The 24,281-nt window shown below is 43.4% G+C and carries 21 protein-coding genes, 1 tRNA gene and 1 pseudogene; 8 read left to right on the top strand and 15 right to left on the bottom strand.

Annotation, left to right across the window (positions count from 1 at the left end; all coding sequences use genetic code 11):
- Positions 1–159 precede the first annotated feature (159 nt).
- From PPIS_RS00955 to PPIS_RS00905, 11 genes and pseudogenes are all read right to left on the bottom strand, one after another.
- Entirely contained in the window at positions 160–1,287 is a 1,128-nt protein-coding gene (locus PPIS_RS00955) for a hypothetical protein (protein WP_010370829.1), read from the bottom strand.
- Entirely contained in the window at positions 1,265–2,152 is an 888-nt protein-coding gene (gene nlpI / locus PPIS_RS00950; RefSeq protein WP_010370827.1) for a lipoprotein NlpI, read from the bottom strand. The genes PPIS_RS00955 and nlpI overlap by 23 nt, the downstream gene beginning before the upstream one ends.
- Before the next feature lie 409 nt (positions 2,153–2,561).
- A pseudogene (locus PPIS_RS00945) lies at positions 2,562–3,476 on the bottom strand (polyribonucleotide nucleotidyltransferase); the annotation flags it as partial.
- Between the two features lie 181 nt (positions 3,477–3,657).
- Positions 3,658–5,784, bottom strand: coding sequence for a polyribonucleotide nucleotidyltransferase (pnp, locus tag PPIS_RS00940; protein WP_010370826.1), 2,127 nt, complete (start codon positions 5,782–5,784; stop codon positions 3,658–3,660).
- Positions 5,785–6,008: 224 nt separating this feature from the next.
- Positions 6,009–6,278: a 30S ribosomal protein S15 gene (rpsO, locus tag PPIS_RS00935; protein WP_010370825.1), complete on the bottom strand. Its 270-nt coding sequence runs from the start codon at positions 6,276–6,278 to the stop codon at positions 6,009–6,011.
- Positions 6,279–6,385: 107 nt separating this feature from the next.
- A complete protein-coding gene (gene truB / locus PPIS_RS00930) occupies positions 6,386–7,333 on the bottom strand; it encodes a tRNA pseudouridine(55) synthase TruB (protein WP_010370824.1) in 948 nt (315 codons plus the stop codon).
- Positions 7,333–7,737 (bottom strand): 30S ribosome-binding factor RbfA, encoded by a 405-nt coding sequence (rbfA, locus tag PPIS_RS00925; RefSeq protein WP_010370823.1) that lies wholly within the window; start codon positions 7,735–7,737, stop codon positions 7,333–7,335. Before rbfA ends, truB begins: the two co-directional genes overlap by 1 nt.
- An 82-nt stretch (positions 7,738–7,819) precedes the next feature.
- Positions 7,820–10,507 (bottom strand): translation initiation factor IF-2, encoded by a 2,688-nt coding sequence (infB, locus tag PPIS_RS00920; RefSeq protein ID WP_010370822.1) that lies wholly within the window; start codon positions 10,505–10,507, stop codon positions 7,820–7,822.
- Positions 10,508–10,532: 25 nt separating this feature from the next.
- Positions 10,533–12,032 (bottom strand): transcription termination factor NusA, encoded by a 1,500-nt coding sequence (nusA, locus tag PPIS_RS00915; protein WP_010370820.1) that lies wholly within the window; start codon positions 12,030–12,032, stop codon positions 10,533–10,535.
- A 39-nt stretch (positions 12,033–12,071) separates the two neighbouring features.
- Entirely contained in the window at positions 12,072–12,527 is a 456-nt protein-coding gene (gene rimP / locus PPIS_RS00910; RefSeq protein WP_010370818.1) for a ribosome maturation factor RimP, read from the bottom strand.
- 270 nt (positions 12,528–12,797) lie between these two features.
- Positions 12,798–12,874, bottom strand: a tRNA-Met gene (locus PPIS_RS00905).
- A 1,086-nt stretch (positions 12,875–13,960) separates the two neighbouring features.
- Here PPIS_RS00905 and PPIS_RS00900 point away from each other — a divergent pair.
- From PPIS_RS00900 to PPIS_RS00880, 5 genes are all read left to right on the top strand, one after another.
- Positions 13,961–14,740: a delta-class carbonic anhydrase gene (locus tag PPIS_RS00900; RefSeq protein WP_010370816.1), complete on the top strand. Its 780-nt coding sequence runs from the start codon at positions 13,961–13,963 to the stop codon at positions 14,738–14,740.
- Between the two features lie 207 nt (positions 14,741–14,947).
- Positions 14,948–15,352 (top strand): hypothetical protein, encoded by a 405-nt coding sequence (locus tag PPIS_RS00895; protein ID WP_010370815.1) that lies wholly within the window; start codon positions 14,948–14,950, stop codon positions 15,350–15,352.
- Positions 15,353–15,567: 215 nt separating this feature from the next.
- The gene (locus PPIS_RS00890) at positions 15,568–16,080 is read left to right on the top strand and encodes a hypothetical protein (RefSeq protein WP_010370811.1); all 513 of its coding nucleotides are present in this window, start codon (positions 15,568–15,570) and stop codon (positions 16,078–16,080) included.
- Between the two features lie 59 nt (positions 16,081–16,139).
- A complete protein-coding gene (locus PPIS_RS00885) occupies positions 16,140–17,444 on the top strand; it encodes a DASH family cryptochrome (RefSeq protein WP_010370807.1) in 1,305 nt (434 codons plus the stop codon).
- Positions 17,444–19,003, top strand: a complete 1,560-nt coding sequence (locus PPIS_RS00880; protein WP_010370804.1) for a cryptochrome/photolyase family protein — start codon at positions 17,444–17,446, stop codon at positions 19,001–19,003. Before PPIS_RS00885 ends, PPIS_RS00880 begins: the two co-directional genes overlap by 1 nt.
- 25 nt (positions 19,004–19,028) lie before the next feature.
- On the opposite strand, the gene PPIS_RS00875 is transcribed toward PPIS_RS00880, so the two are convergent.
- Both PPIS_RS00875 and PPIS_RS00870 read right to left on the bottom strand, forming a co-directional pair.
- Positions 19,029–19,427, bottom strand: a complete 399-nt coding sequence (locus tag PPIS_RS00875; protein ID WP_010370801.1) for a DUF3019 domain-containing protein — start codon at positions 19,425–19,427, stop codon at positions 19,029–19,031.
- A complete protein-coding gene (locus PPIS_RS00870; protein ID WP_010370798.1) occupies positions 19,417–20,232 on the bottom strand; it encodes a MipA/OmpV family protein in 816 nt (271 codons plus the stop codon). Before PPIS_RS00870 ends, PPIS_RS00875 begins: the two co-directional genes overlap by 11 nt.
- Positions 20,233–20,443: 211 nt before the next feature.
- Between PPIS_RS00870 and PPIS_RS00865 the strand changes: the two genes are divergently transcribed.
- Genes PPIS_RS00865 through PPIS_RS00855 form a run of 3 tightly spaced genes read left to right on the top strand, consistent with a single transcriptional unit; the run spans position 20,444 to position 23,150 of the window.
- Positions 20,444–21,454 (top strand): phospholipase C/P1 nuclease family protein, encoded by a 1,011-nt coding sequence (locus tag PPIS_RS00865; RefSeq protein WP_010370794.1) that lies wholly within the window; start codon positions 20,444–20,446, stop codon positions 21,452–21,454.
- Positions 21,454–22,632 (top strand): peptidyl-prolyl cis-trans isomerase, encoded by a 1,179-nt coding sequence (locus PPIS_RS00860; RefSeq protein ID WP_010370792.1) that lies wholly within the window; start codon positions 21,454–21,456, stop codon positions 22,630–22,632. Before PPIS_RS00865 ends, PPIS_RS00860 begins: the two co-directional genes overlap by 1 nt.
- Positions 22,629–23,150 carry a hypothetical protein gene (locus tag PPIS_RS00855; protein ID WP_010370789.1) on the top strand — a complete coding sequence of 174 codons (522 nt, stop codon included), beginning with the start codon at positions 22,629–22,631 and terminating at the stop codon, positions 23,148–23,150. The genes PPIS_RS00860 and PPIS_RS00855 overlap by 4 nt, the downstream gene beginning before the upstream one ends.
- Positions 23,151–23,206: 56 nt before the next feature.
- On the opposite strand, the gene PPIS_RS00850 is transcribed toward PPIS_RS00855, so the two are convergent.
- Positions 23,207–23,875, bottom strand: a complete 669-nt coding sequence (locus PPIS_RS00850) for a hypothetical protein (protein WP_010370787.1) — start codon at positions 23,873–23,875, stop codon at positions 23,207–23,209.
- 27 nt (positions 23,876–23,902) lie between these two features.
- Positions 23,903–24,274, bottom strand: coding sequence for an acyltransferase (locus tag PPIS_RS00845; RefSeq protein ID WP_010370784.1), 372 nt, complete (start codon positions 24,272–24,274; stop codon positions 23,903–23,905).
- Positions 24,275–24,281 lie beyond the last annotated feature (7 nt).

The following is a 24,281-nucleotide window of genomic DNA, read 5'->3' as shown; positions in this document are numbered from 1 at the left end:
TGTGACAATTCCCCTTCCAAGTTGGAGCAATCGATACACATCAACCACACGTACATGAACCCTGTTATACTTGATTAGTGTTTGAGTTGTCTAGAGTTTCACTTTCTAGCTGATGCTATTTTAGCCAACCTTAACAAACTATTCAGAATAAGTTCAAAACTATTCAGCCGAATTAACCGCTATTTTATCCTCTAAACGCCTTGAATTCAGCACTGCTAACCACCTTTTACGGTAATTTTCATCTAACTTAATTGATTGATATTCGAGCAAAGAGTGGCCGTTTGAGGGTTTATATGAGGAAAGTTTACCTAACTTGCAGGTGCGACTTGGCACCCAATTGTTCGGTGCGTGGTCACCAACGTAAAGATTTGGTGCCTTTTGCCCTGAAGTCGCGCAAAGCCATTTTGCTTTTTTAGCTGGTACTGGGTATTCATCTTCAAAACCACTAAAGTGCATAAGCTCGTGTACCAGCGTGTTGTAAGTGCTGGTGGCGCTCAAAGTCATGTGCTTACCGCTGACATTAGCAAGCCCCTCCGTTGCCATAAACACCAAGTGATCGTATTTTGACAAGCCCTGCTCGTATCGTAAGTCGCACATTGCAAATCCCCTTTGCCTCTTACAACTAAGTTTGTTCGCCACATATATCGGTTTAGATAAACAATATACACCTGTGGCTGGCTCTGGTTGTTGCTCATAAGCATGTTTAAGCGCTTGTAAACGTTGCAAACCATCTAAATCACTGGCGATTAGTGCAAGATTAAACTGACAAAACGCACTTGAATGCTGACGCTCTGAGAGAGTGTGAAACTGTCTTAAGTAGGGGTTATTCAAAAATGTCGTGACAGACTTTCCTTGCCACACCGCGAGCAACGAAGTGAGTGCTGGGTTTAACGCGTAGCGCTTTGAAAGCGCATAAAGCAAGTGATATCGGCCAAGTGATACTAACTGCTCGGACACTTGCTGGCGCTGCTGAAGATTTAAACGGGACCAAGTATCAAGTAAAAGCGGCTTAGTGCTATTTTTCTCTTGAGCACTCAAACTGCGCTGTAACCGTTCAAACTCCCAACTTGGTTGCTTTAGGCCTGCAATGGCTTTTACTAATTGTGCACTTGCTTGTGCGGGTAACACCTCAAGCTCTGGTGCAATGGCAAAATAGCTATTTGGATTGGCGACGATAAGTGCTGATTTTTGTGCACCAGAGAGATGTGCATAATTAGGGCTGCTTGAAAACAGCAGCCCTATAAGCACGAAAATAACAAGGTGTTTAGCTCGCGTCTTGTTCGTCATTCAACTGGGCAAGTAAATCAAGCTCAAGACGCGCGTATTTATGTTCTACAAACTCATATACATTAGTTGCCAGTGCGAGCTTAAAATAGCTAATCGCAGAGGCTAAATCTCCTTGGGTCTGATATTGCTTAGCCAGATAAAAATAGGCTTCACAGAGACGCTGTGCGTACTCTTCTTGGGTGCTCACTCCCTCAGAGATCTGCGCAAGAAATGCATCTTCAGATAAAGTACCCAAATATAGTGCAACTAACTGAGACGACCACTCATCAGGGTCTAATGCTTGGCTATTTGCCGCCAATGTCTGCTTAGCAAGTGCATCGTCTACTTGCTGCTGAGCAATATACAGCCACATAGCTCGGTACGCATCTTTTGGAGCACGCGCCAAAAAGGCTTCAAAATCTTTTACAGCTAAATCGGCTCGCTCGCCGTAATACAATGCGATACCACGATTTAAATAGGCATATTCATGTTGCTCGTCAAGCTCAAGCACGGCATCAAACATTTCATATGCGCGGCCATAGTTTTGTTCTAACGTTTGATGAATACCAAGGAAATTATATACTTCGGCGAGATCCGGCTTAATTTGTACGGCACGATTGAAGTCAATGCGAGCAAGAGTTTGTAAGCCAATGCTATCGTACAGCATACCGCGATTGTATAGCAGTTGCGCGCGTTGCTCATTTGCCATATCTGGCTGCAAGAGTAACTCGTTAAATCGAGCAATGGCAATCTCATTACGGAAATTGGCTTGAAGTGGTACTGCAAGCGGAACATTTACAATGTTTTTAGTGGCCTCTGGCTGCGTGCTTTTACATCCTACCAGCCCCATTAGCACTAATGGCACAACTATTTTCGCTAACTTCATTTCCTTCCTCATTCAATGGCATTTGCCCGTTTAGAGTCTTTGCACAGGTATACCAACAATCTGATTATGTAACCTGAGGTTTGGATAAGGAATGTTCCAATTCATTGTTGCTAAAGCACAACTTAGTTTTCTCCTTGTCTAGCCAGAGAGTTTTAGGGAAAACAAGGCGAATTTACGCACCAATAGCTGGCTATTGGAAGTGAATTCAACGCAGTTAGCGCTAAAACTTTCTGCTAGAAAGGCATTAATTATCCGCAGCTCAGGTTATGTACTATAACTTTGCCTAGTTCTCTATTGACCAGATAAACTCAGTTTTGTTTCATCATTTTGAGTCAAACAGCATTAAAGCATAAAAAAAGGGGCTATTCAGCCCCTTTACACTTCTATTCTATGCAAAGCATTGCAAAGATTACTCAGCGCCTTCTTCTTTAGGCTGCTCAGCCTTTTTCTCTTGTGCTTCTTTGATACTTAAGCGAACACGGCCTTGGCGATCAACTTCAAGTACTTTAACTTTAACTTCTTGACCAACAGTTAAGTGATCTGAAACGTTATTTACGCGCTCTTCACTGATTTGTGAGATGTGCACTAGGCCATCTTTACCAGGAAGTACGTTTACAAACGCACCGAAGTCCACGATACGGATAACTTTACCAGTGTAAAGCGTACCAACTTCAAGCTCTGCTGTAAGCGCTTCGATACGTGAAATAGCAGCTTGTGCACTATTGCCATTCGTTGCAGCGATCTTGATAGTACCGTCGTCTTCAATTTCAATCGTTGTATCTGTTTCTTCAGTAAGCTGGCGAATTGTTGCACCACCTTTACCGATAACTTCAGCAATCTTCTTCGCAGGGATCTTCATAGTGTAGATACGTGGAGCGAACTCAGATAGCTCTTCAGAAGGTGCAGAAATCGCTTGGTCCATCACACCTAGGATGTGAAGACGCGCTGCTTTCGCTTGGCGAAGCGCGATCTGCATGATTTCTTTGGTGATACCTTCAATCTTGATATCCATTTGTAGTGCAGTTACACCGTTTGCTGTACCCGCTACTTTGAAGTCCATATCACCTAAGTGATCTTCGTCACCAAGAATGTCAGAAAGAACAACGAAATCTTCGCCTTCTTTCACTAGACCCATCGCGATACCTGCAACTGATGCTTTAACTGGAACACCAGCGTTCATTAGCGCAAGTGAAGTACCACATACTGATGCCATTGAAGATGAACCGTTTGATTCAGTGATTTCAGATACTACACGTACTGAATATGGGAATTCAGCCAGTGTTGGCATTACTGCCGCAATACCACGCTTAGCTAGATTACCGTGTTCTGCTAGAAAGGCATTAATTATCCGCAGCTCAGGTTATGTACTATAACTTTGCCTAGTTCTCTATTGACCAGATAAACTCAGTTTTGTTTCATCATTTTGAGTCAAACAGCATTAAAGCATAAAAAAAGGGGCTATTCAGCCCCTTTACACTTCTATTCTATGCAAAGCATTGCAAAGATTACTCAGCGCCTTCTTCTTTAGGCTGCTCAGCCTTTTTCTCTTGTGCTTCTTTGATACTTAAGCGAACACGGCCTTGGCGATCAACTTCAAGTACTTTAACTTTAACTTCTTGACCAACAGTTAAGTGATCTGAAACGTTATTTACGCGCTCTTCACTGATTTGTGAGATGTGCACTAGGCCATCTTTACCAGGAAGTACGTTTACAAACGCACCGAAGTCCACGATACGGATAACTTTACCAGTGTAAAGCGTACCAACTTCAAGCTCTGCTGTAAGCGCTTCGATACGTGAAATAGCAGCTTGTGCACTATTGCCATTCGTTGCAGCGATCTTGATAGTACCGTCGTCTTCAATTTCAATCGTTGTATCTGTTTCTTCAGTAAGCTGGCGAATTGTTGCACCACCTTTACCGATAACTTCAGCAATCTTCTTCGCAGGGATCTTCATAGTGTAGATACGTGGAGCGAACTCAGATAGCTCTTCAGAAGGTGCAGAAATCGCTTGGTCCATCACACCTAGGATGTGAAGACGCGCTGCTTTCGCTTGGCGAAGCGCGATCTGCATGATTTCTTTGGTGATACCTTCAATCTTGATATCCATTTGTAGTGCAGTTACACCGTTTGCTGTACCCGCTACTTTGAAGTCCATATCACCTAAGTGATCTTCGTCACCAAGAATGTCAGAAAGAACAACGAAATCTTCGCCTTCTTTCACTAGACCCATCGCGATACCTGCAACTGATGCTTTAACTGGAACACCAGCGTTCATTAGCGCAAGTGAAGTACCACATACTGATGCCATTGAAGATGAACCGTTTGATTCAGTGATTTCAGATACTACACGTACTGAATATGGGAATTCAGCCAGTGTTGGCATTACTGCCGCAATACCACGCTTAGCTAGATTACCGTGGCCGATTTCACGACGCTTAGGAGACCCTACAAAACCCGTTTCACCTACACAGAATGGAGGGAAGTTATAGTGAAGCATAAAGTGATGCTTGTGAGTACCAGTTAGGTCATCCAGCATCTGCGCGTCACGCTCAGTACCAAGGGTTGCTGTTACGAGTGCCTGAGTTTCACCACGAGTAAAGATTGCAGAACCGTGAGTACGTGGCAGTACACCCGTCATCACGTCTAGCGCACGAACCATATCTGGTTCACGACCGTCGATACGTTTTTCGCCAGCAATGATACGGCTACGTACAATTTTCTTCTCAAGTGAGCTGAATGTTTTACCTACCACTTGCTCGTCTAGTGACTCGCCTTCAGCAACTTCAGCGCCTAGCTTTTCAATGACTTCTGCTTTTGCTTCAGAAAGTGCTTCTTTACGTGCAACTTTGTCAGTAATACGGTAAGCATCACCTACTTTTTGCTCTGCAATTGCAGCTACTTTTTCAGCTAGTGTTAAATCTTTTTCAGGTGCTGTCCAATCCCATGCAGCTTTACCAGCTTCAGCACGGAATTCTTCGATTGCTTTGATGATAGCTTGTGATTGCTCATGACCGTATACAACAGCGCCAAGCATTTCTTCTTCAGTTAACACTTCAGCTTCTGATTCAACCATTAGTACCGCATTTTCAGTACCAGCAACAACTAGGTCAAGCTTACTTGTCTCTAGCTCTTTTAACGTAGGGTTAAGTACATATTGACCGTCGATGAAACCAACGCGCGCTGCACCTAGCGGGCCATTAAATGGAATACCTGAGATAGCTAGTGCTGCTGAAGTACCAATCAAAGCAACGATATCAGGTTGGATCTCAGGGTTAACAGAAACCACTGTCGCGATAACCTGAACTTCGTTTACAAAGCCGTCTGGGAATAAAGGACGAATTGGACGGTCGATTAGACGAGCAGTTAGTGTTTCACCGTCTGAAGGACGACCTTCACGCTTCAAGAAACCACCAGGGATACGACCCGCAGCGTACATTTTTTCTTGGTAGTTAACCGTTAGTGGGAAAAAGTCTTGGCCAGGAGCCGCTTCTCTTCTTCCTACAACAGTAACAAGTACCGAAGTATCACCAATGCTTGCAAGTACTGCGCCGTCAGCTTGACGTGCGATAGCACCTGTCTCTAGAGTCACCGTGTGTTGACCTAGTTGAAATTCTTTAATAATTGCTTGCACAATATTTTCCTTACTAAATTGTTTTCAACGTCAACGGGGACCAATCACAGTCTTAAATAAACTCACCATAATTTACTTAAGCACTACAATTGGAAATCCGATTGACGCTTGTTTAAAAGTATTTTTAAACGGCTGTAAGTATACTGATAGAACAGCCACAAAAAAAGGGGCTAATTAGCCCCTTTTTTACTGTTGGATAAATTTCCAACAAGAAATCAAAAATATTAGCGACGTAGGCCAAGCTCTTTGATTAGTGCAGCATAACGGTCAACGCTCTTGCCTTTTAGGTAGTCAAGAAGGTTACGACGTTGGCTAACTTTACGTAGAAGACCACGACGTGAGTGGAAATCTTGCTTGTGGTTAGCGAAGTGACCTTGTAGCTTGTTGATGTCTGCAGTTAGAAGTGCAACTTGTACTTCTGGTGAACCTGTATCACCTTCTGCGCGTGCGAACTTTGCTACGATTTCTGCTTTTTCTTGATTGCTTAGTGACATAATAACTCCAAAAAATAAGTGTAGTAATGCTTCAGCCGATCACTAATTCAGCCAAAGCGGAAGCTGGCGGATTATACCAGCATAAACTCCCCTTGCATAGGAAGATTTTATTGTGATTCCGGCTGAGCGGAAGATAGCGCGCGTTTTGCTTTCAATAACCCTTGAGGATTACGCTCGCCAATCCCAACAAACTTGCCATCAGCAACCACTTTAACAATACCGTCTGGTAAATTTTCGACAGCAACGGTTTGCCCATGACCAAAAGCGACGCCTTGCTCAGCGCTAATATCAACAACGCTCAAGTCGACCAAAGCGGTATCCATCGGCAACAATAATTCATCGAGATAAGTCGAAGGCGCAACTTCTTCCGCTTGTGCTTTCTCAAGTAACGCTTCTAGCTCTACTAAGGTAATCATTTTGTCGCTAGGATAATGACCAACTTCACTACGGTGTAACATAATAACATGCGCACCACAGCCAAGCTTTTCCCCCAAATCATCAACTATCGTACGAATATAAGTGCCCTTTGACACATGCACCGTCATTTGAATTTGTTGAGTTTGCTCGTCATATTCGTCTAACGTAATACGATAAACATTAATCTTGCGGCATTTTCGCGGTACTTCGATGCCTTCGCGGGCATATTTGTATAGCGGTTGGCCCTGATATTTGAGCGCCGAATACATCGAAGGGTACTGATCAGATTCCCCCAAGAAGCTGGCAATTTCCTGCTCTAGCTGCTCAAGTGTTACATTTACTGGTCGCGTTTCAACAATTTCACCATCAGAATCTGATGTCGTCGTGCGCTCACCCAGCTGCGCTCTCACCACGTAGGTTTTGTCAGTATCAAGCAAAAACTGGGTAAACTTAGTTGCTTCACCAAAGCAAATTGGCAACATACCTGTTGCCAGCGGATCCAAAGCACCTGTGTGGCCTGCTTTTTGAGCGAAATAAATGCCCTTTGCTTGCTGTAGTGCTTTGTTAGAAGAAATACCTTGCGGTTTATTTAATAACAGAATGCCGTCGATCGCACGGCCTTTGGTGCGACGCGCCATTACTCTTCCTCTTGGTCTTTATCTCCAGACTCAGGACCACGCTTTGCGTTGTCTTCTCTGATCACAGAGTCAACCAAGTTAGAAATACGCATACCTTCCATTAGGGAGTTATCAATAACAAATTTAAGCTCAGGCATGATACGCGCACGGATACGCTTGCCAAGAAGCGAACGGATATAACCGGTTGCTTCATTCAGAATAGCCGCACTTTGCTTAGTTTTGTCTTCATCACTGGTATTCAGCACAGTAATAAATACTTTTGCATAAGAAAGATCGCGTGATACCTCAACAGCTGACACTGTTACCATACCCAATCTTGGATCTTTAATTTCGCGCTGTAGGATCACAGCAATTTCTTTTTGAATTTGCTGTGCTACGCGATCTGTACGAGAAAATTCTCTCATTTTCACCACTTAAAATTTCAAAATCTATGAGATCACAAATGGGGGCTAGTGCCCCCATCTCAAGTATTTTAATAACTTACAATTAAAGCGTACGCTCTACCTGTACAGTTTCAAATACTTCGATTTGGTCACCGACTTTAACGTCGTTGTAGTTCTTAACGCCGATACCACATTCCATACCGTTACGAACTTCAGCAACGTCATCTTTAAAGCGACGTAGTGACTCAAGTTCACCTTCGTAAATAACCACGTTATCACGAAGTACACGGATTGGCGCGCTACGTTTAACCACACCTTCAGTTACCATACAACCTGCAACAGCGCCGATCTTAGGCGACTTGAACACGTCACGAACTTCAGCAAGACCAATGATCTCTTGCTTAAATTCTGGTGCAAGCATACCTGTCATTGCTTGTTTCACTTCTTCGATTAGATCGTAGATAACGCTGTAGTAACGTAAGTCTAGGTTCTCAGCTTCAATGACTTTACGAGCAGAAGCATCCGCACGTACGTTAAAGCCAACGATGATAGCGTTAGAAGCCGCTGCAAGCGTTGCATCCGTTTCAGTGATACCACCAACACCTGAACCGACGATCTTCACTTTCACTTCATCTGTAGACAGTTTAGTCAATGAATCAGCGATTGCTTCGATAGAGCCTTGAACGTCTGCTTTCAGAACGATGTTCACTTCTGATACGTCGCCTTCAGTCATGTTAGAGAACATGTTCTCAAGCTTCGCTTTCTGCTGACGAGCAAGCTTCACTTCGCGGAACTTACCTTGACGGTATAGTGCCACTTCACGAGCTTTACGCTCATCACGAACTACTGTCGCTTCATCACCAGCTGCTGGTACGCCAGAAAGACCTAAGATCTCTACTGGAATTGAAGGACCTGCGGTTTTGATGTCTTTACCGTTTTCGTCTTTCATCGCACGAACACGGCCATATTCAAGACCACAAAGTACGATATCACCTTGGTTTAAAGTACCTGATTGAACAAGTACAGAAGCAATCGGACCGCGACCTTTATCGAGGCGAGATTCGATTACCACACCAGATGCCATACCTTCTTCAGAAGCTCGTAGCTCTAATAGCTCAGATTGCATTAGGATTGCTTCTAATAGCTCATCAATACCAAGACCTGTCTTCGCTGAGATATGAACAAACTGCGTTTCACCGCCCCAGTCCTCTGGAATTACGTCTAGTTGAGCAAGCTCATTCTTAACGCGGTCAGGGTCAATGCCCTCTTTATCCATTTTGTTCACAGCAACGATAAGTGGTACTTCTGCCGCTTTCGCGTGTTGTACCGCTTCTTTCGTCTGAGGCATTACACCGTCGTCCGCTGCAACAACAAGTACAACGATATCGGTTGCTTTCGCACCACGAGCACGCATTGACGTAAACGCCGCGTGTCCAGGAGTATCTAGGAAAGTGATCATGCCACCTTCAGTCTCAACATGGTATGCACCGATATGCTGAGTAATACCGCCGGCCTCGCCGTCTGCAACTTTCGCTTTACGAATGTAGTCAAGTGTTGACGTTTTACCGTGGTCAACGTGACCCATTACTGTTACTACTGGCGCACGAGGCTCAAGAGAACCATCTTCGCTGCGGTCATTTAGTACTTTTTCTTCTAGCTCGTTTTCTTTCACTATAATGACTTTGTGACCCATTTCTTCAGCAACTAGCTGTGCAGTTTCTTGATCGATAACTTGGTTAATCGTAACCATGTCACCCATCTTCATCATTGTCTTAACAACTTCAGCGCCTTTAACAGCCATACGAGAAGCAAGTTCTGCAACAGTGATTGTTTCACTGATACGTACTTCTTGTTTCACTTCTGCCGCAGGCTTTTGGAAACCGTGCTGTAACGAAGTTGGCGCTTTTAAGCGACCTTTTTTACCTTTCAGCTTCTTCGCATTCGCTTCTGCAGCTTCTTCTTTCGCACTTGGCTTTCTCTTCTTCTTACGACGTGCGCTTTTCTCTTCACGTGCATCAGACTCATCTTCCGCTTCACGAGCGTAAGTAGAAGTTGTTAGGTGGTGATCAGCATTTTCTTCACGACGAAGACGCTCTTCTTCTTCCGCCTTCCAACGTGCTTCATTTTCTTCAGCTAGACGACGAGCTTCTTCCGCTTGACGTTTTGCTTCTTCTTCTGCCTTTTTCAGGGCTGCCGCTTCTGCTTCTTGACGCAGACGCTCAGCTTCTTGACGTTCTTTAATTTGTTGCGCGCTATCCACTTCTTTACTCTGCTTATCTTTGGCTTGACGTTCAGCATCCGCTTGTCGCTTCGCCTCTTCTTTAGCTTTGCGCTCGGCTTCCTCATCGGCCTTGCGTTCCGCTTCTTCGCGCGCATTGCGCTCAGCTTCTACTTTGGCCTGTTGCTCTGCTTGTTGCTGAGCCATTAACTCTGCTTCTTTGCGCGCAGCTTCCTCTGCAGCTAAGCGTTCTTGCTCTTTCTGCTGCTCGATTGCGCTCTTTTTAACGTAAGTGCGCTTCTTACGGACTTCTACAGATACAGACTTCGCTTTACCAGATGAGTTAACACTTAACGTGCTTTTACTCTTACGCTGTAGAGTCATACGCTCAGGGCCGGTTGAACCAGTGCCGCCGTGTTGCTTGCTTAGGTGATCAAGCAACGTCGCCTTTTCGGATTCAGTAACTTGATCGCCCTCGGCTTTGGTGATCCCTGCATCTTTTAACTGTTGTAGTAATTTATCAACAGTTGTACCAATACTCTCGGCTAGTTTGTTAATGCTCACTTCTGCCATACGTGATGTTACCTCCGTTAATAAATTACTCTTCGCTGAACCAGCAAATGTTACGTGCAGCCATGATTAACTCACCAGCTTGCTCTTCTGATAACTCAGAAATTTCAACTAAGTCATCAATACCTTGCTCTGCAAGGTCTTCAAGTGTAACGATACCTTTGCTAGCAAAAACAAAAGCGGTATGACGCTCAAGTCCTTCAAGTGCTAGTAGGTCTTCTGCAGGCTCTGCATTTTCTAGACTTTCTTCATCGCGAAGTGCTTTCGTAGTCAGTGCATCTTTTGCACGGTTACGTAACTCTTCAACGGTTTCTTCGTCTAGACCGTCGATTTCTAAAAATTCAGCTACTGGCACATAAGCCACTTCTTCAAGTGAAGAGAAGCCTTCGTTAATCAGTAGTGTTGCAAAATCATCGTCGATGTCTAGATTTTCAGTGAATAGATTAACCAATTTATCTGATTCTTCCGAGCTCTTACGCTCCATCTCTTCCACTGTCATTACGTTTAGTTCCCAACCAGTAAGTTGGCTAGCTAAACGTACGTTTTGACCATTACGACCAATCGCTTGCGCTAGGTTGTCGGCTTCAACTGCAATTTCCATCGTGCGCGTATCTTCATCCATTACGATTGAAGCTACTTCAGCCGGTGCCATCGCGTTGATCACGAACTGTGCTGGGTTATCATCGTAAAGTACGATGTCAACACGCTCACCACCAAGTTCTGAAGACACAGCTTGTACACGTGCGCCACGCATACCAACACATGCACCTACAGGGTCAATACGCTTGTCGTTTGATTTTACAGCGATTTTAGCACGAGAACCAGGGTCACGTGCAGCGCCTCTAAGCTCAATCATTTCTTCGCCAATTTCTGGAACCTCAATGCGGAATAGTTCCATCAACATCTCAGGCTTAGAACGCGTAACAAATAGCTGTGCACCACGCGCTTCAGGCTTCACTTCATAAAGTAGGCCACGTACACGGTCACCCGGACGGAAGCTTTCGCGTGGTAGCATGTCTTCACGGTAAATTACCGCTTCAGCATTGTTACCAAGGTCGATAACGATAGCGTCACGCGTTGCTTTTTTAACAACACCTGTCACTAGCTCGCCTTTTTGATCTTTATATGCATCAACAACTAATGCGCGCTCAGCTTCACGTACTTTTTGTACGATTACCTGTTTCGCCATCTGTGTGGTGATACGGTCAAATTTAATTGATTCGATCTGCTCTTCAACGTAATCACCTAATTGAATGTCAGGCTCATCAACTTGCGCCGCTTCAAACGTGATTTCCGCATATGGATTCTCTAGTGAACCGTCTTCTTGTGGTTCAACCGCTTTCCAACGACGAAAAGTATCGTACTCGCCCGTTTTACGGTCGATAGTAACGCGTACTTCGATTTCACCGCCATGCTTCTTTTTTGTTGCTGTCGCTAGTGCGAACTCTAATGCTTCAAAAATCTTTTCTCTTGGGACCGCTTTTTCATTGGAAACAGCTTCTGCCACCAACAATATTTCTTTTGCCATAGGTAATGCCTCGCTTGCCCTTGTCCTTCGCACTCAAAGTTAGAATTTTGCGATGATATTGGCACGCTCAATGTTGCTCAACATCAAGATGAAATCCTGAGCGTCAACTTTTAACGTGATCATATCGCCATTAACTGCTACTAAGTCGCCTTTAAAATTACGGCGACCTTCTTGCGGAAGTTTAGTACGCAAACGTACTTCCTCTCCCACTGCTGCTTCATAGTGAGCTTGTTTGAATAATGGTCTGTCAACACCAGGAGAAGATACTTCCAAACTATATTCGTTCGTAATCGGGTCTTCGACATCTAAAATTGCACTAACTTGACGACTCACTTCCGCACAGTCATCTACATTAATGCCGTTTTCATGATCGATATATACACGAAGTGTAGAATGACGACCAGCTTGCACAAACTCAAGACCGAGTAATTCAAAGCCACACGCAGCAACTGCAGGCTCCAACATTTCAGTCAAATCTTGCTCGAGTTTTGACACAGAACTCCTCCATATAAACAAAAAAAGGGCCTAAAGCCCCAAATCATAGCTGCTTGATCTTGGGCTCAGAATACACCTTGCGCCAGATACAACAACGCCCCGAACCAAGCGGGGCGTCACACGAATAACAAACTGTGTGGCCAAAGGCCGTGCTTGGTTTGCGAGCTATCTCAGCCAAATTAATCATCAACTTAAACAAAAAAGCCGATGCTTAAACGCAAAACGCGCATTACAAGGAATGCGCGAAATCAAAGAACTCAATCTTTAACTTGGTTGCGGGAGCCGGATTTGAACCGACGACCTTCGGGTTATGAGCCCGACGAGCTACCAGGCTGCTCCATCCCGCGCCAACACATAAAATTGTTTTACTTCTACTTTTCAAAGAAGTGGCAATCGGATTTGAACCGACGACCTTCGGGTTATGAGCCCGACGAGCTACCAGGCTGCTCCATCCCGCGCCAACACATAAAATTGTTTTACTTCTACTTTTCAAAGAAGTGGTAACCGGATTTGAACCGACGACCTTCGGCACTTTACCAAATCAAGCGCCCGACCATCTATCGAGCAACTCCATTCTATACCGAAACATAAAATTGTTTTACTTCTACTTTTCAAAGAAGTGGCAATCGGATTTGAACCGACGACCTTCGGCACTTTACCAAATCAAGCACCCGACCATCTATCGAGCAACTCCATTCTATACCGAAACATAAAATTGTTTTACTTCTACTTTTCAAAGAAGTGGCAATCGGATTTGAACCGACGACCTTCGGCACTTTACCAAATCAAGCACCCGACCATCTATCGAGCAACTCCATTCTATACCGAAACATAAAATTGTTTTACTTCTACTTTTCAAAGAAGTGGCAATCGGATTTGAACCGACGACCTTCGGCACTTTACCAAATCAAGCACCCGACCATCTATCGAGCAACTCCATTCTATACCGAAACATAAAATTGTTTTACTTCTACTTTTCAAAGAAGTGGTAATCGGATTTAAACCGACGACCTTCGGCACTTCACAAAATCAAGCGCCCGACCATCTATCGAGCAACTCCATTCTACACCGAAACATAAAATTGTTTTACTTCTACTTTTCAAAGAAGTGACATCTTAAAAATGTCGTTTGAATGAGCGATGTATTGCCCATGCTTAAAGTCAATTGTACTGAAAAACGAAAGTTTCAGTCCGATTGCCTAAATATGCTGCGTATTATAAAGACAGTATGCCTAGATAGCAACCTTGATTTAGAACTATCTTCTGACGTTTCAGCTCGTTGCTGAGATGTAATCAGGTATTTTACTTTTCACATACAATACCCTGACGCCCAACTCATCGGTCCAGCTTCGTCCCCCTTCATTTTTTGTAACAAAAAAGAAATATTTGATCCATAATTGGGGACAATAAAATCACGAAAGAAAGGAAAACCAAATGAGAACGGTTATAAAATCAAGCAAATTGACAGCGCTGTCTATATTTAGCTTCGAAGCGTTTGCAGCGCAATGTGAGTCGGCAGGACCGCAAACACCGAGAGATATTGATAGTTTGCAGGGTCACAACAAACGGGTTTTTGCTATGGCGCCGCCAAAAGAAAAACTCAATCTATGTAACATCCATTTTCATAAAAATGCAGAACATAAAGCCAAAGACTTCTCTGTCGTTTCCAATGACCCAAAGTACGGCGGATTCCAATGTAATGCAACTGCAAGCCTCACCCCTGCGGAGCTTGCTCCTGTAGACGATAAAGTATGTAACAACGTAAAGCCCGGCGATACCATTGAAGTACACTGGGTTCATAGCTCTTGTGATGTAAAACCTGGCCCGACACTTGGCGCTTGCTTAAATGATAGCTGTGCCAACCCCGATCTACGCGTCGAAACTCAGGTGTTTTTAGTGGTTAATGATGAAAATGCACAAGACTTCACTGAGCTTGATTATCAAGGCCAAGTTGGCGGCTACCATCAAGCAGGTGCGCTACCAAGCAATACAGGCACACCAGTTGAGTTTTTAGGTTCAACTACAGGACCTAGCTATAACAACCAACAGTGCTCACCTTTACAGGTAAGCTGGAGTGTACGCCCAAGCTGTGCCAAAGTTGATATAAATAGTCTCGCGCGTTGGTGTAAAGATAATGCTTTTGAAGAGGACCATGCGCATGGCATTCGTAAACTCGTGACGGATCCACAGTTACTTTCACCAATTACGCACTAAGTATCGTCTAAATAAACGTAGGCCAATGTTCCATGCAGGCCTACTACACTTTATTTTGTACATTGAGACATCAATTATTGCAATGTAAGAAAAATCTCACAAAAAAATATTAAAAAGTCTCGCATTTAAAAAAAGCAGCTATACTCAGACTTAGGCTATTTGTTTTTGAGCAAAGGATCCGCTCTTCATCAATTTGAAGAGGCGTCTATGAGCATTACTCCCTATCAATATCAACTTTTAACTCAAACGCTTGCGAGTATTCGTCCGAATTTCCATGGCTTTTGCACTTCTTGGTACAACCAAATTCAACATTACGATTTGCGCATGCAAATTCCAACAAATGTGGGACAACTCATAATCTGGGAGCATCAAATATTTGATTTTGTGCAAAATTGTGTGATGCGTATCCCACAGCAGTCAAACTTATTACATTATCTGCAAAAACAACGCGGTACGCTGTTATTTATGGGAACGTCAGAAAAAGATATCAGTGTCTTGTTGTTTACCTTTTACAGCAACGCTAAAAAGTCATCTTGGCAGGCATTTTACCACAGCAGCAAAAAACGCTTGGAACAAAGCACTGTTACTCATCGAAAATATGCTGCGCTTTGAATTATTCAAGAAAACGAATATCGTTGGTCTACAGGAGTTCAAAAGAGCGCAGCAACAAGCAAACTAACCTGAGCTGCTAAACGAAGTGACAACGGCGGCCACTAAACATCACTCTAAAATCAAAGTCATGCAGAGCATACAAAACCAAACTCTGCGTGACTTCTGGCTCTTAGCTATTTAGACTTTCACAAAATCTTTATATAGGAAGTGATAAAATGCTAAGAGCGATTGCCTTTGCGTCTACTATGGTCGTTTCACTTACCGCATGCGATATGCTGGAAGACTCTAAAGCCCAAATCGAGGCACAATATTTATCTGAACATCAAGAGCTACAACAAGTGGTTGAGCAGATCCGTGATAAAGGGATAGAGTCAGTGCAAGCATCAGCAGAAGCAGGTAGTGTTGCAGCTTGCGTTGCAAATAATCTAGATGCCGATCCGATGGGCGCGCTTATTGCGGTTGAAGGCGCATTGCAAGACAGTGCAAATTTAAGCGACCTACTCAACTCTATTTCTCGCCTAAGCCAACAGGAAATTTCCATCGAACAGTTTCCTGATTTGCTTCAGCAAGGTGCTGATACAGTTAGATATTTAAGAACTTTGCTCGAGCAGTATGATTTGGCAGAGCTAAAACAGCAAGCGAGCAACTTACTTGAGCGAGGCCAAACCAAAACACAAGACGTTGGTGCTCACCTGCGTACACTTATAGAATCTTGCCAAACTAACTGAGCAATTTAGCTAATTGTTACGTATAGAGTCTTATTCATTCATGACTGTTAAGAATACACATGAAAGTAGGACTCTATTTATTTGAAAACGACTGCCGCCTTAGTGATAATCCCGCACTTACGACGCTGGCGTCTCAAGTCGACACACTTATCTGCATTTATCTACCCACTGTAAACCTCTGGACGGCTCGCAAAGCGCAGTGCTCACCTTCTTTTACTGTCGAATGTTATCGCAATCAGACGCTCAATGCCTTACATCAATCACTAGCGTCACAACAACAGAAGCTGTATCTGTTGCGTGACACAGCTCAGCTCAAAGCACTGACTGAGATTATTCATACACAACAGGTAACTCATATTGGTCGCGCTGTTCATCCAGGATTCGATGAACAAAAGCTTTGGTTAAAACTACAAGACAATTTCCCACATATTCAATACATTAGTGCTTATTCAAACACCCTTTTTGAACCAGACTCACTACCAATCAGCGTCAGTGAACTACCACCGAGCTTTACGCCATTTCGCAAAACTGTAGAGGAAATTGAACCTAAATTACCTATTGCAACCCCACAGCTTCCACCAAGACCGAATCGGGTATCAGATTTAGCTGAATTTAAAGCAAACTCTTCATACAGTATCAAAGTAGCCGCCGGTGAAGCGCAAGCTCAGCAGCAACTACAACAATACTTCCAAACGGATGCGGCTCTTACATACAAAGAAACCCGAAACGCCTTGTTCGGTGAGCATTTTTCCACTCGGTTTAGTCCAATACTTGCCTATGGCGCTATCAGTCCTAGACAGATCAAGCAAGCACTTACTCAATTTGAGCAGCAAAGAGGCGCAAATGAATCAACCTATTGGATTTGGTTTGAACTGTTGTGGCGTGAGTACTTTCATTGGTATGCACTTAAACATCAACACACGCTATTTAGCTTTTCAGGCGTCAAAGCCAAAACACCAAAAACCAGTTTCTATCCAGAGCGCTTTTTAAAGTGGTGCCAAGGCCGAACGCCCAATGCACTGGTCAATGCCATTATGCACGAATTGACTAAAACCGGTTGGATTTCCAACAGGGCAAGACAAATAGCTGCGAGCTACTTTGTGAATGAGCTTCAGCTAGATTGGCGCTATGGCGCCGCTTTTTTTGAGCAACATCTTATCGATTACGACGTCGCGGCAAATTGGGGAAATTGGCAGTATATAGCGGGTGTTGGAGCTGATCCTCGTGGCGGTCGCCATTTCAATATCACAAAGCAACAAGCACTATTTGACCCAGATGGTGAATATATAAAATTATGGCAAGGAGAAGCCACTCCACAACTTGACAGCCAAGATCATGTTGGTTGGCCTTTGGAGGATAACTAATGGCACAACAAAAACCTCAATATAAAGGCCTCAGATTAATTCTTGGCGACCAACTCAATGCCAAACATAGTTGGTTTGCTGACGATAAAGCAGAGTATCTTTATCTGATAGCAGAACTCAAACAAGAGGCCGACTACACCAAACATCACATTCAAAAAGTGTGTGCTTTCTTCAAAGCCATGGCGAATTTTGCCGTCGCGCTGGATAAAGCTGGATTCCATGTGCTACATCTCACCCTCGATGAGACTCAGGACTATTCGGATCTCCCCGCTTTAATTGCGTATTTATGTGATAAATATCAGGTGTCGAGCTTTGACTATCAAAGACCGGATGAATATCGCTTACTGAAACAAATGATGGAATTAACACTCGACCAGTTACAGGTTCGTTGCTATGACACTGAGCATTTTTTAGTCCCCTATGAAGAGCTGGATGACTACTTAACGCCAGGAAAACACACTACAATGGAGTTTTTCTATCGCAAACTCAGGCGCCGCTTTAATGTATTAATGGACGACGGTGAGCCGCTTGGCAAGCAATGGAATTACGATAGTCAAAACCGTAACAAACTCAAGCAAAAAGACATCGACGCTATCCCACAACCGCTTTGTTTTGCCAACGATGTTAGTGACATTTTAAAGCGGATTAAGCGGCATAAAGTAAAGACCATTGGCAACAGCGAAGAATCATTGCTATGGCCGACTACCCGTGCGCAAGCTCAAGATCTTTTGGCCTTTTTCTGTGAACACCTATTGCCTTCGTTCGGTCAATTTCAAGATGCAATGACCTGTAAAAGTGACGATAAATGGACACTGTATCACTCACGACTCTCTTTTGCCCTCAACGCAAAAATGCTTCACCCCAAACACGTTATCGACAGTGCTATCGCAGCATACCAAGACAACTCACAAATTGATATTACACAGATTGAGGGGTTTGTAAGGCAAATATTAGGCTGGCGAGAGTATATCCGAGCTGTTTACTGGCTCAATATGCCTGACTACCGCCATAAAAATTACTTGCTTGCTCAGCGTAATCTACCAAGCTATTTTTGGCATGGAAAAACGAAGATGCGTTGCCTCAGTGAAGCCATCACCCAAAGCCTAGATTACGCCTACGCCCACCATATTCAACGATTAATGGTCACGGGAAACTTTTGCCTATTGACCGGAGTTCACCCAGATCAAGTGGATGAATGGTATTTAGGTATATACATCGACGCCATTGAATGGGTAGAAATGCCAAACACCAGAGGCATGACACAATTTGCTGATCACGGCATAGTAGCAACCAAACCCTACGCCGCAAGCGGTAACTACATGCAAAAAATGAGTGATTATTGTCAACATTGTCACTACGACGTCAAGCAAAAATCGAGTGATGATGCCTGCCCACTAAACAGCCTCTATTGGCATTTTATGCACCGCCATGAGGATAAGTTTGCCAATAACCACCGGATTGGCATGATCTATCGAAATTGGCAAAAACAAGATGAGAAAACACGGCAGGAAGTGCTCAAAAGGGCACAATGGTGCTTAGATAACATTGAGCAACTTTAGGCTACGCTCGGACGTAGCCTAAACATTAAAAGAGGCGCCAACGCCTTTTTTTGGTTTTTACTTTGTGAACCCAGTTCACTTCAATAGTGGTCACTGCTAGCACATCTCGAGACTGCTTTGAGATAAGCTCATAGCTCAAACTCTCATCAGAGCTAAAGTCTAACTCATATTTAAAAGTATCCGCTTTGGCCCAACACTGGAGGATCTTTTTCGACAAACTCTCTCGAATGCAATAGTCACCTTCAGTTGGTGCATTTACCGTTACTTTGACGTCCGCATAGCAAGTCCTCCCCTGGTTCAGGGCAACACACTTGCTCGGTACAGCATGAAGTATTCCCACTGAGTTAGTTTCTTCGGCGTGGAGCTGGTGGCTCAACATGATCCCAAGAAACAACACTATCCATGTGATTAATTTAGAATACATATTTCACCCCAGTAAAGAATACTCTGGCGTGGCGAGAGCGAACTAAGGGGCTATCTAACGTATCTTGAGAACCAACTAACCATGATGCGCCTGCGCTAAACACCCAATCTTCTGCAATTGGATAATTTAGTTGCATTTGTACGAACGCCGAGGCCGAAGCACCGGGTTTATAGGGAGTCAAATAGTCATTGACCTCATCCTCTGAAACACCATAGAAGTAATTATGAAAATTACTAGAATAATAATTAGCGCCAAAGTTAAGCCATAAATCCCAGTTCCTTAATTCAAAGTTACGTGTCGCTTCGAGGTGAAAAACCCAACCATTTGTGTCACCAAAAACATCATAAACTATTTCAGCAACGGCAAGAAATTCACCGACATGGCGATAATAGGAAAAGCCTAGAGAATTATCTTGATCGCGTTTACGAATGCCTCTTAGCTCAGGTACCACATCGTCGGTATCGTAGTAACCACGTTCAGAAAAAGGCAACATATAACTACCATAAATGGCATCAATTCCCCATTCACCATTGTTGATAATTTGGTAACCAACATCCGAGCCACCAAAGAAATCTCCTGAGTGGGTATTCAAGTAAAAACTTTTATATTCTATTTTTGCATCGACTAGAAAAGTACCATGTTTGAATGTCGAGTCAGTGCCAATCAAAGCAGGCATTGTCATATCAACGTAAAAGGCACCAACACTCAGCTGCCAAGCAAACTCGTCATCAAGCTCGTCACTTTGTTCTTCGCAAATTCCATAAAACGGTAACAATAAACTGATTATTATAAGTAGTTTTTTCATAGTTCCATTCGTTTAGCGCAGGTGTGCCTAAATTCTCCCCGAGATCATACCTGACCCATTTGTGACCAACAAGCATCTTCTCTAATTTTTAACCCGAACATAATTTAACTTTATTTTAATAAATATTTCACATAAATTATTTTAAATAGCGCACTTTGCTTTAAGCATAAAAATTCGCGTTCACATCAATTAAAATCAATAGAGGCAATTCATGAAAAAATATTTACTCCCTTTGGCGCTAGTAGTCGCTGCTGGTCAAAGCCACGCATTTAGTCAAGAAACACATAAGCGTATCGTAATCGACGCTGTGAACTACATGGCGCAAAACCCGACAACAACACAATATGCAAAGCTACAAGCCTACGCACAAGCTAATGGTATGTCTGTATCTGCACTTGCCAACTTATTAGGTCAAGCGGCTTATGACGTCGATGATTTTGAAGATACGTTTTTTTGTGGTGCCATTACAGGTGACTGTGTACAAGCACCTCTTTGGGGTGCTGCTGAAAGCATCGTGAAATACACCAGCTACTGGCACTTCCAAAACCATACTCAAGGAGCTGATACTCACGGCAATGACTTCGGTGGTTATAATTATCAAAAGTTAACCGTGTGGGGCTCTGTTGATACGATGGCGGCGACTTGGCTAAAAGGCGATTATTTAGACGATGGTCATGGCGGCGAAACTGGATGGTTTAGTGCTGATGACACTGAATACGATAGTTATGGGATAACAGAAAAGCACTATCGTATTGATAGTCACTCAACGTACAGCATGTATGATGACTTTGAAGAAATGCCTTTTCAACCGATTGACAACTTAGGTCAGTATTGGTACCAAAGTTATGTGCAAAGCGGGAACCCACAAGTACTCGGTTTTGTATTTCACACCACGGATTTACTTCAACCACACCATACTTGGACAACATCAGATCTAAATCATGCTGGCTGGGAGTCTTGGGTGAAAGACTATTATGATCAAGAATCATTAAATGACTTTACTTTGGTCAAGCAAGCAATGAATAGTTTTAGTGCAGTTGATACTAACTCAACAGACATCCGCCCACTACTAACGCAAGGTGGCGCTTTCTCCTACTCACAAGGTGGTATCGTATTGAACTCTGAGGATCATTACGACCGCGTAAATACAGGAAAACAAGTGATCCCACATGCGATAGCTATGGTGGTTCACTTACTTAATCACGCGATGGACGTGAGATAATGCGATTTGTTTTACTTTTCTTGGTAAGCAGTTTTTGCTTACCAAGCTTTGCCTCACCAAGTATACCTAAAGCCCTGACGACTTTGGTTCATCAACTCTACCTAGAGCAAGGCCGAACGCTATCTAAAAAGCAAACTACGGCGCAGTTACTTGAAAATCAATTCTTATTATTCCAAGCGAAGCAACTTAACCCAAGTATTTTGGAGCGCCAATCTAACGTTGGTTTCAGCACCGAATATCATGTCGATAAGTTTCTCGCAAGCTCTCTCTTACATTGGTTCCCAGCACTTTCTCAGCTTGAAAAAAAACACTACCCTTTGGTATTTGATAAGGAGCAGATGCTGTCTTTACTAGGACAGTACCCCGCTGATGGGCGATACCCTGCTGAGCAATTACTCAAATGGCAACAGCTGCAGCTAACAAAATCAGCGCCACTGACACTCGCCCAAGTATTACATAGCCAATCAATGCAAAACCGCTTTAAACTTCACCAAGGAGAACTCGCGTTACTGCAAGCTATTGTCAATCAACATCTCAATCAACAGGCGCTATTTACCGCCGCAAAACCTTATGTTGCTAAGCAAGGTCTGACAATAGAACAGTTACGACAAGTGGTAACCGCAGAACTATTGAGGCCGAGCATGTTAGCATTTCTTGGTGTTAAGGAAGAGATGCATGGTGCAACGAGCCTGTATGTTGATACCCTAAGAAGTGAAATTCCAGAAAGCGCTATCGCGAAGTATTATGAGCGTCATAAGAAGCGGTTTAAATACATCAAGCAAGTCAGTGCGAGCGCAGCGAAATTTTCCGAACAAAAAGCCGCACAGCAATTTAATGATTATGCAAATGCACACTCATGGCAACAAGCCGTCGCTAAATATACCCCGATATTAATATGGCAGTCCCAACTCACTCCGCTGACGCGTCAAAGCATGCCGAAATGGGAAACACAGCTGGCGTTTAGTAATCAACAAGGCAAGATAACGCCTAGTATTCGCACACCAAGTGGCGAATGGCTGGTATTGTATAGCCAGTCACCGATATATGATTATTACGATGTGAAAAGTGAAACAGTACGCTACCAAGCACTGCGGGCACTGACCCAAGAGTTTGCTCAACACAAATTCGAGCAAGATTATATGGCTTGGAAAGCGGCAAACAGCGGAGCGGTAATATGAAGTATTGGCAAGTATTGATTGTCATATTTCTTGGGGCAGTGATCGCTGTATTCACACTGCGTTTTGCCAGCATAGGTTGGCAAAACCCCACATATAACGACCCCTCACATGCTGAGCCTGAGCAAGAGGAAAAAGTTGTAGTATTAAGCCCCCCTATCAATACTTATGCTCCTATCAAACCAAATGCAGAGACCTCTTTCAAAGGCGTTAAGCCAATCACGGAACCTGAATATCTGCCGCCAATAAACCAAGCTGAAAAGCAGATAGATGATTTTCAGGGCGATTTGTCGGATACCGAAGCTTACCAAGCATATTTGGATCAAAAAGACACCAAGCTAAAACAACTGTATATTGCGGCTGTTGATGGCAAAGTAGCGCAAATAGAAACGCTGCTAGCACGTGGGGTTAAAGAGGGATTACCACAACAACAGTTACAAGAGGCAAGAGATAAAATCACAGCACTTAAAGACATGCAAAGTAAATTGCGTACTGAATTGAGCGAACGTGATAACAAATAAAGTTAGCCAGTAGCTCCACTTGTGTTTCCTACACACTCAGTCAGAGAATAAAACTGTCAACGTACCTGAAGCTGAATGTTGCCGCTAGCTACATTAGGGTTTTTCATCACTGCATTGAGGACTACATCTTGTTGTCCTCCCTGATAATAACTAATAATTTCTTCAAGCACTTTTTTGGGAGTACTTGGATTCATGGCAAGTGAAAGGTGCGTAGCAAAGTCTCGTTTTAGACTCAAATAAGTTAGCGTGTTTGGTGCCGTCGCGGGGTTTTGTGCAACAGCGAGATCTATCACATCACCACTTTCAGGAAGATAAGAAACCAACGCTTCAAGTTGCTGAGCTGAAGTGCGGCTGTCTTTGGCTTGTTTTAACACTACAACATGTTGATTCATATTTAATAAGATATAAATCGCAATGCTGACAACACCTCCCCAAAGCACTAAGTGTGTATATTTGATGCTTAGCACTAAGCCATCGACATGCATGTCATGACGGGCAGCATGCATTTTCAAAAAGAAATAGCTAAAAATGGCACTAAATAGAAAAACCAAAAGGCTATAAATTAGCATCGCGTTTACGCCGGTATCTTGCGAAAAGGGCGAAAATTGCACTTGGTGATGAAATTGGGCAGACATGTGAAACAACAAAGTATAAAATCCACCCGCGATGAGTAACGATAACCCACCTGATTTCAACAACAATATCAGCTTATCTTTTAGTTCCATTCTTCATCTCTACGCAATATTTTTCTTCTACCATACAAGTAACTCGCTAAAAACACTACTTAGATAAAAACTAAATACAATGATCGAGCCGTTAAACAAAGATGCAATGAGAAAGTGCTGACTCGGATAACGATACCCCGTCACTTTAAATCCAAGCGCAAAAACCCCGAGTACAGCAAAGAATGGGGTAAATGTAAAAATAGTTTCTCCCACTACTAATCCAACAATAACGTCATGCAATGCGCCGCTCACGATAAAAGTAAACCAATAGCCAAGTTTTCCCCCCACTTTCGCTGTACATGGACGAAATACGAAGCGCGCCAAGTAATAACTCCAGATAGGATTCCAATAAACCCAGAAGCCATCGAAAGACTGAGCGCCGAAAGCGCGCCGTAACATGTTTCCT

Source organism: Pseudoalteromonas piscicida, assembly GCF_000238315.3.
Taxonomy (GTDB): Bacteria; Pseudomonadota; Gammaproteobacteria; order Enterobacterales; family Alteromonadaceae; genus Pseudoalteromonas; species Pseudoalteromonas piscicida.
This window is presented reverse-complemented; position numbering and strand designations above follow the sequence as displayed.

Coding starts and splice junctions, on each gene's coding strand:
- PPIS_RS00875 (WP_010370801.1), bottom strand. CDS start 19,427: ATGTATTCTAAATTAATCACATGGATAGTGTTGTTTCTTGGGATCATG.
- PPIS_RS00880 (WP_010370804.1), top strand. CDS start 17,444: ATGGCACAACAAAAACCTCAATATAAAGGCCTCAGATTAATTCTTGGC.
- PPIS_RS00845 (WP_010370784.1), bottom strand. CDS start 24,274: ATGTTACGGCGCGCTTTCGGCGCTCAGTCTTTCGATGGCTTCTGGGTT.
- truB (WP_010370824.1), bottom strand. CDS start 7,333: ATGGCGCGTCGCACCAAAGGCCGTGCGATCGACGGCATTCTGTTATTA.
- rpsO (WP_010370825.1), bottom strand. CDS start 6,278: ATGTCACTAAGCAATCAAGAAAAAGCAGAAATCGTAGCAAAGTTCGCA.
- PPIS_RS00900 (WP_010370816.1), top strand. CDS start 13,961: ATGAGAACGGTTATAAAATCAAGCAAATTGACAGCGCTGTCTATATTT.
- PPIS_RS00895 (WP_010370815.1), top strand. CDS start 14,948: ATGAGCATTACTCCCTATCAATATCAACTTTTAACTCAAACGCTTGCG.
- rbfA (WP_010370823.1), bottom strand. CDS start 7,737: ATGAGAGAATTTTCTCGTACAGATCGCGTAGCACAGCAAATTCAAAAA.
- PPIS_RS00860 (WP_010370792.1), top strand. CDS start 21,454: ATGCGATTTGTTTTACTTTTCTTGGTAAGCAGTTTTTGCTTACCAAGC.
- PPIS_RS00870 (WP_010370798.1), bottom strand. CDS start 20,232: ATGAAAAAACTACTTATAATAATCAGTTTATTGTTACCGTTTTATGGA.
- PPIS_RS00865 (WP_010370794.1), top strand. CDS start 20,444: ATGAAAAAATATTTACTCCCTTTGGCGCTAGTAGTCGCTGCTGGTCAA.
- PPIS_RS00885 (WP_010370807.1), top strand. CDS start 16,140: ATGAAAGTAGGACTCTATTTATTTGAAAACGACTGCCGCCTTAGTGAT.
- infB (WP_010370822.1), bottom strand. CDS start 10,507: ATGGCAGAAGTGAGCATTAACAAACTAGCCGAGAGTATTGGTACAACT.
- nusA (WP_010370820.1), bottom strand. CDS start 12,032: ATGGCAAAAGAAATATTGTTGGTGGCAGAAGCTGTTTCCAATGAAAAA.
- PPIS_RS00855 (WP_010370789.1), top strand. CDS start 22,629: ATGAAGTATTGGCAAGTATTGATTGTCATATTTCTTGGGGCAGTGATC.
- nlpI (WP_010370827.1), bottom strand. CDS start 2,152: ATGAAGTTAGCGAAAATAGTTGTGCCATTAGTGCTAATGGGGCTGGTA.
- PPIS_RS00890 (WP_010370811.1), top strand. CDS start 15,568: ATGCTAAGAGCGATTGCCTTTGCGTCTACTATGGTCGTTTCACTTACC.
- PPIS_RS00955 (WP_010370829.1), bottom strand. CDS start 1,287: ATGACGAACAAGACGCGAGCTAAACACCTTGTTATTTTCGTGCTTATA.
- PPIS_RS00850 (WP_010370787.1), bottom strand. CDS start 23,875: ATGGAACTAAAAGATAAGCTGATATTGTTGTTGAAATCAGGTGGGTTA.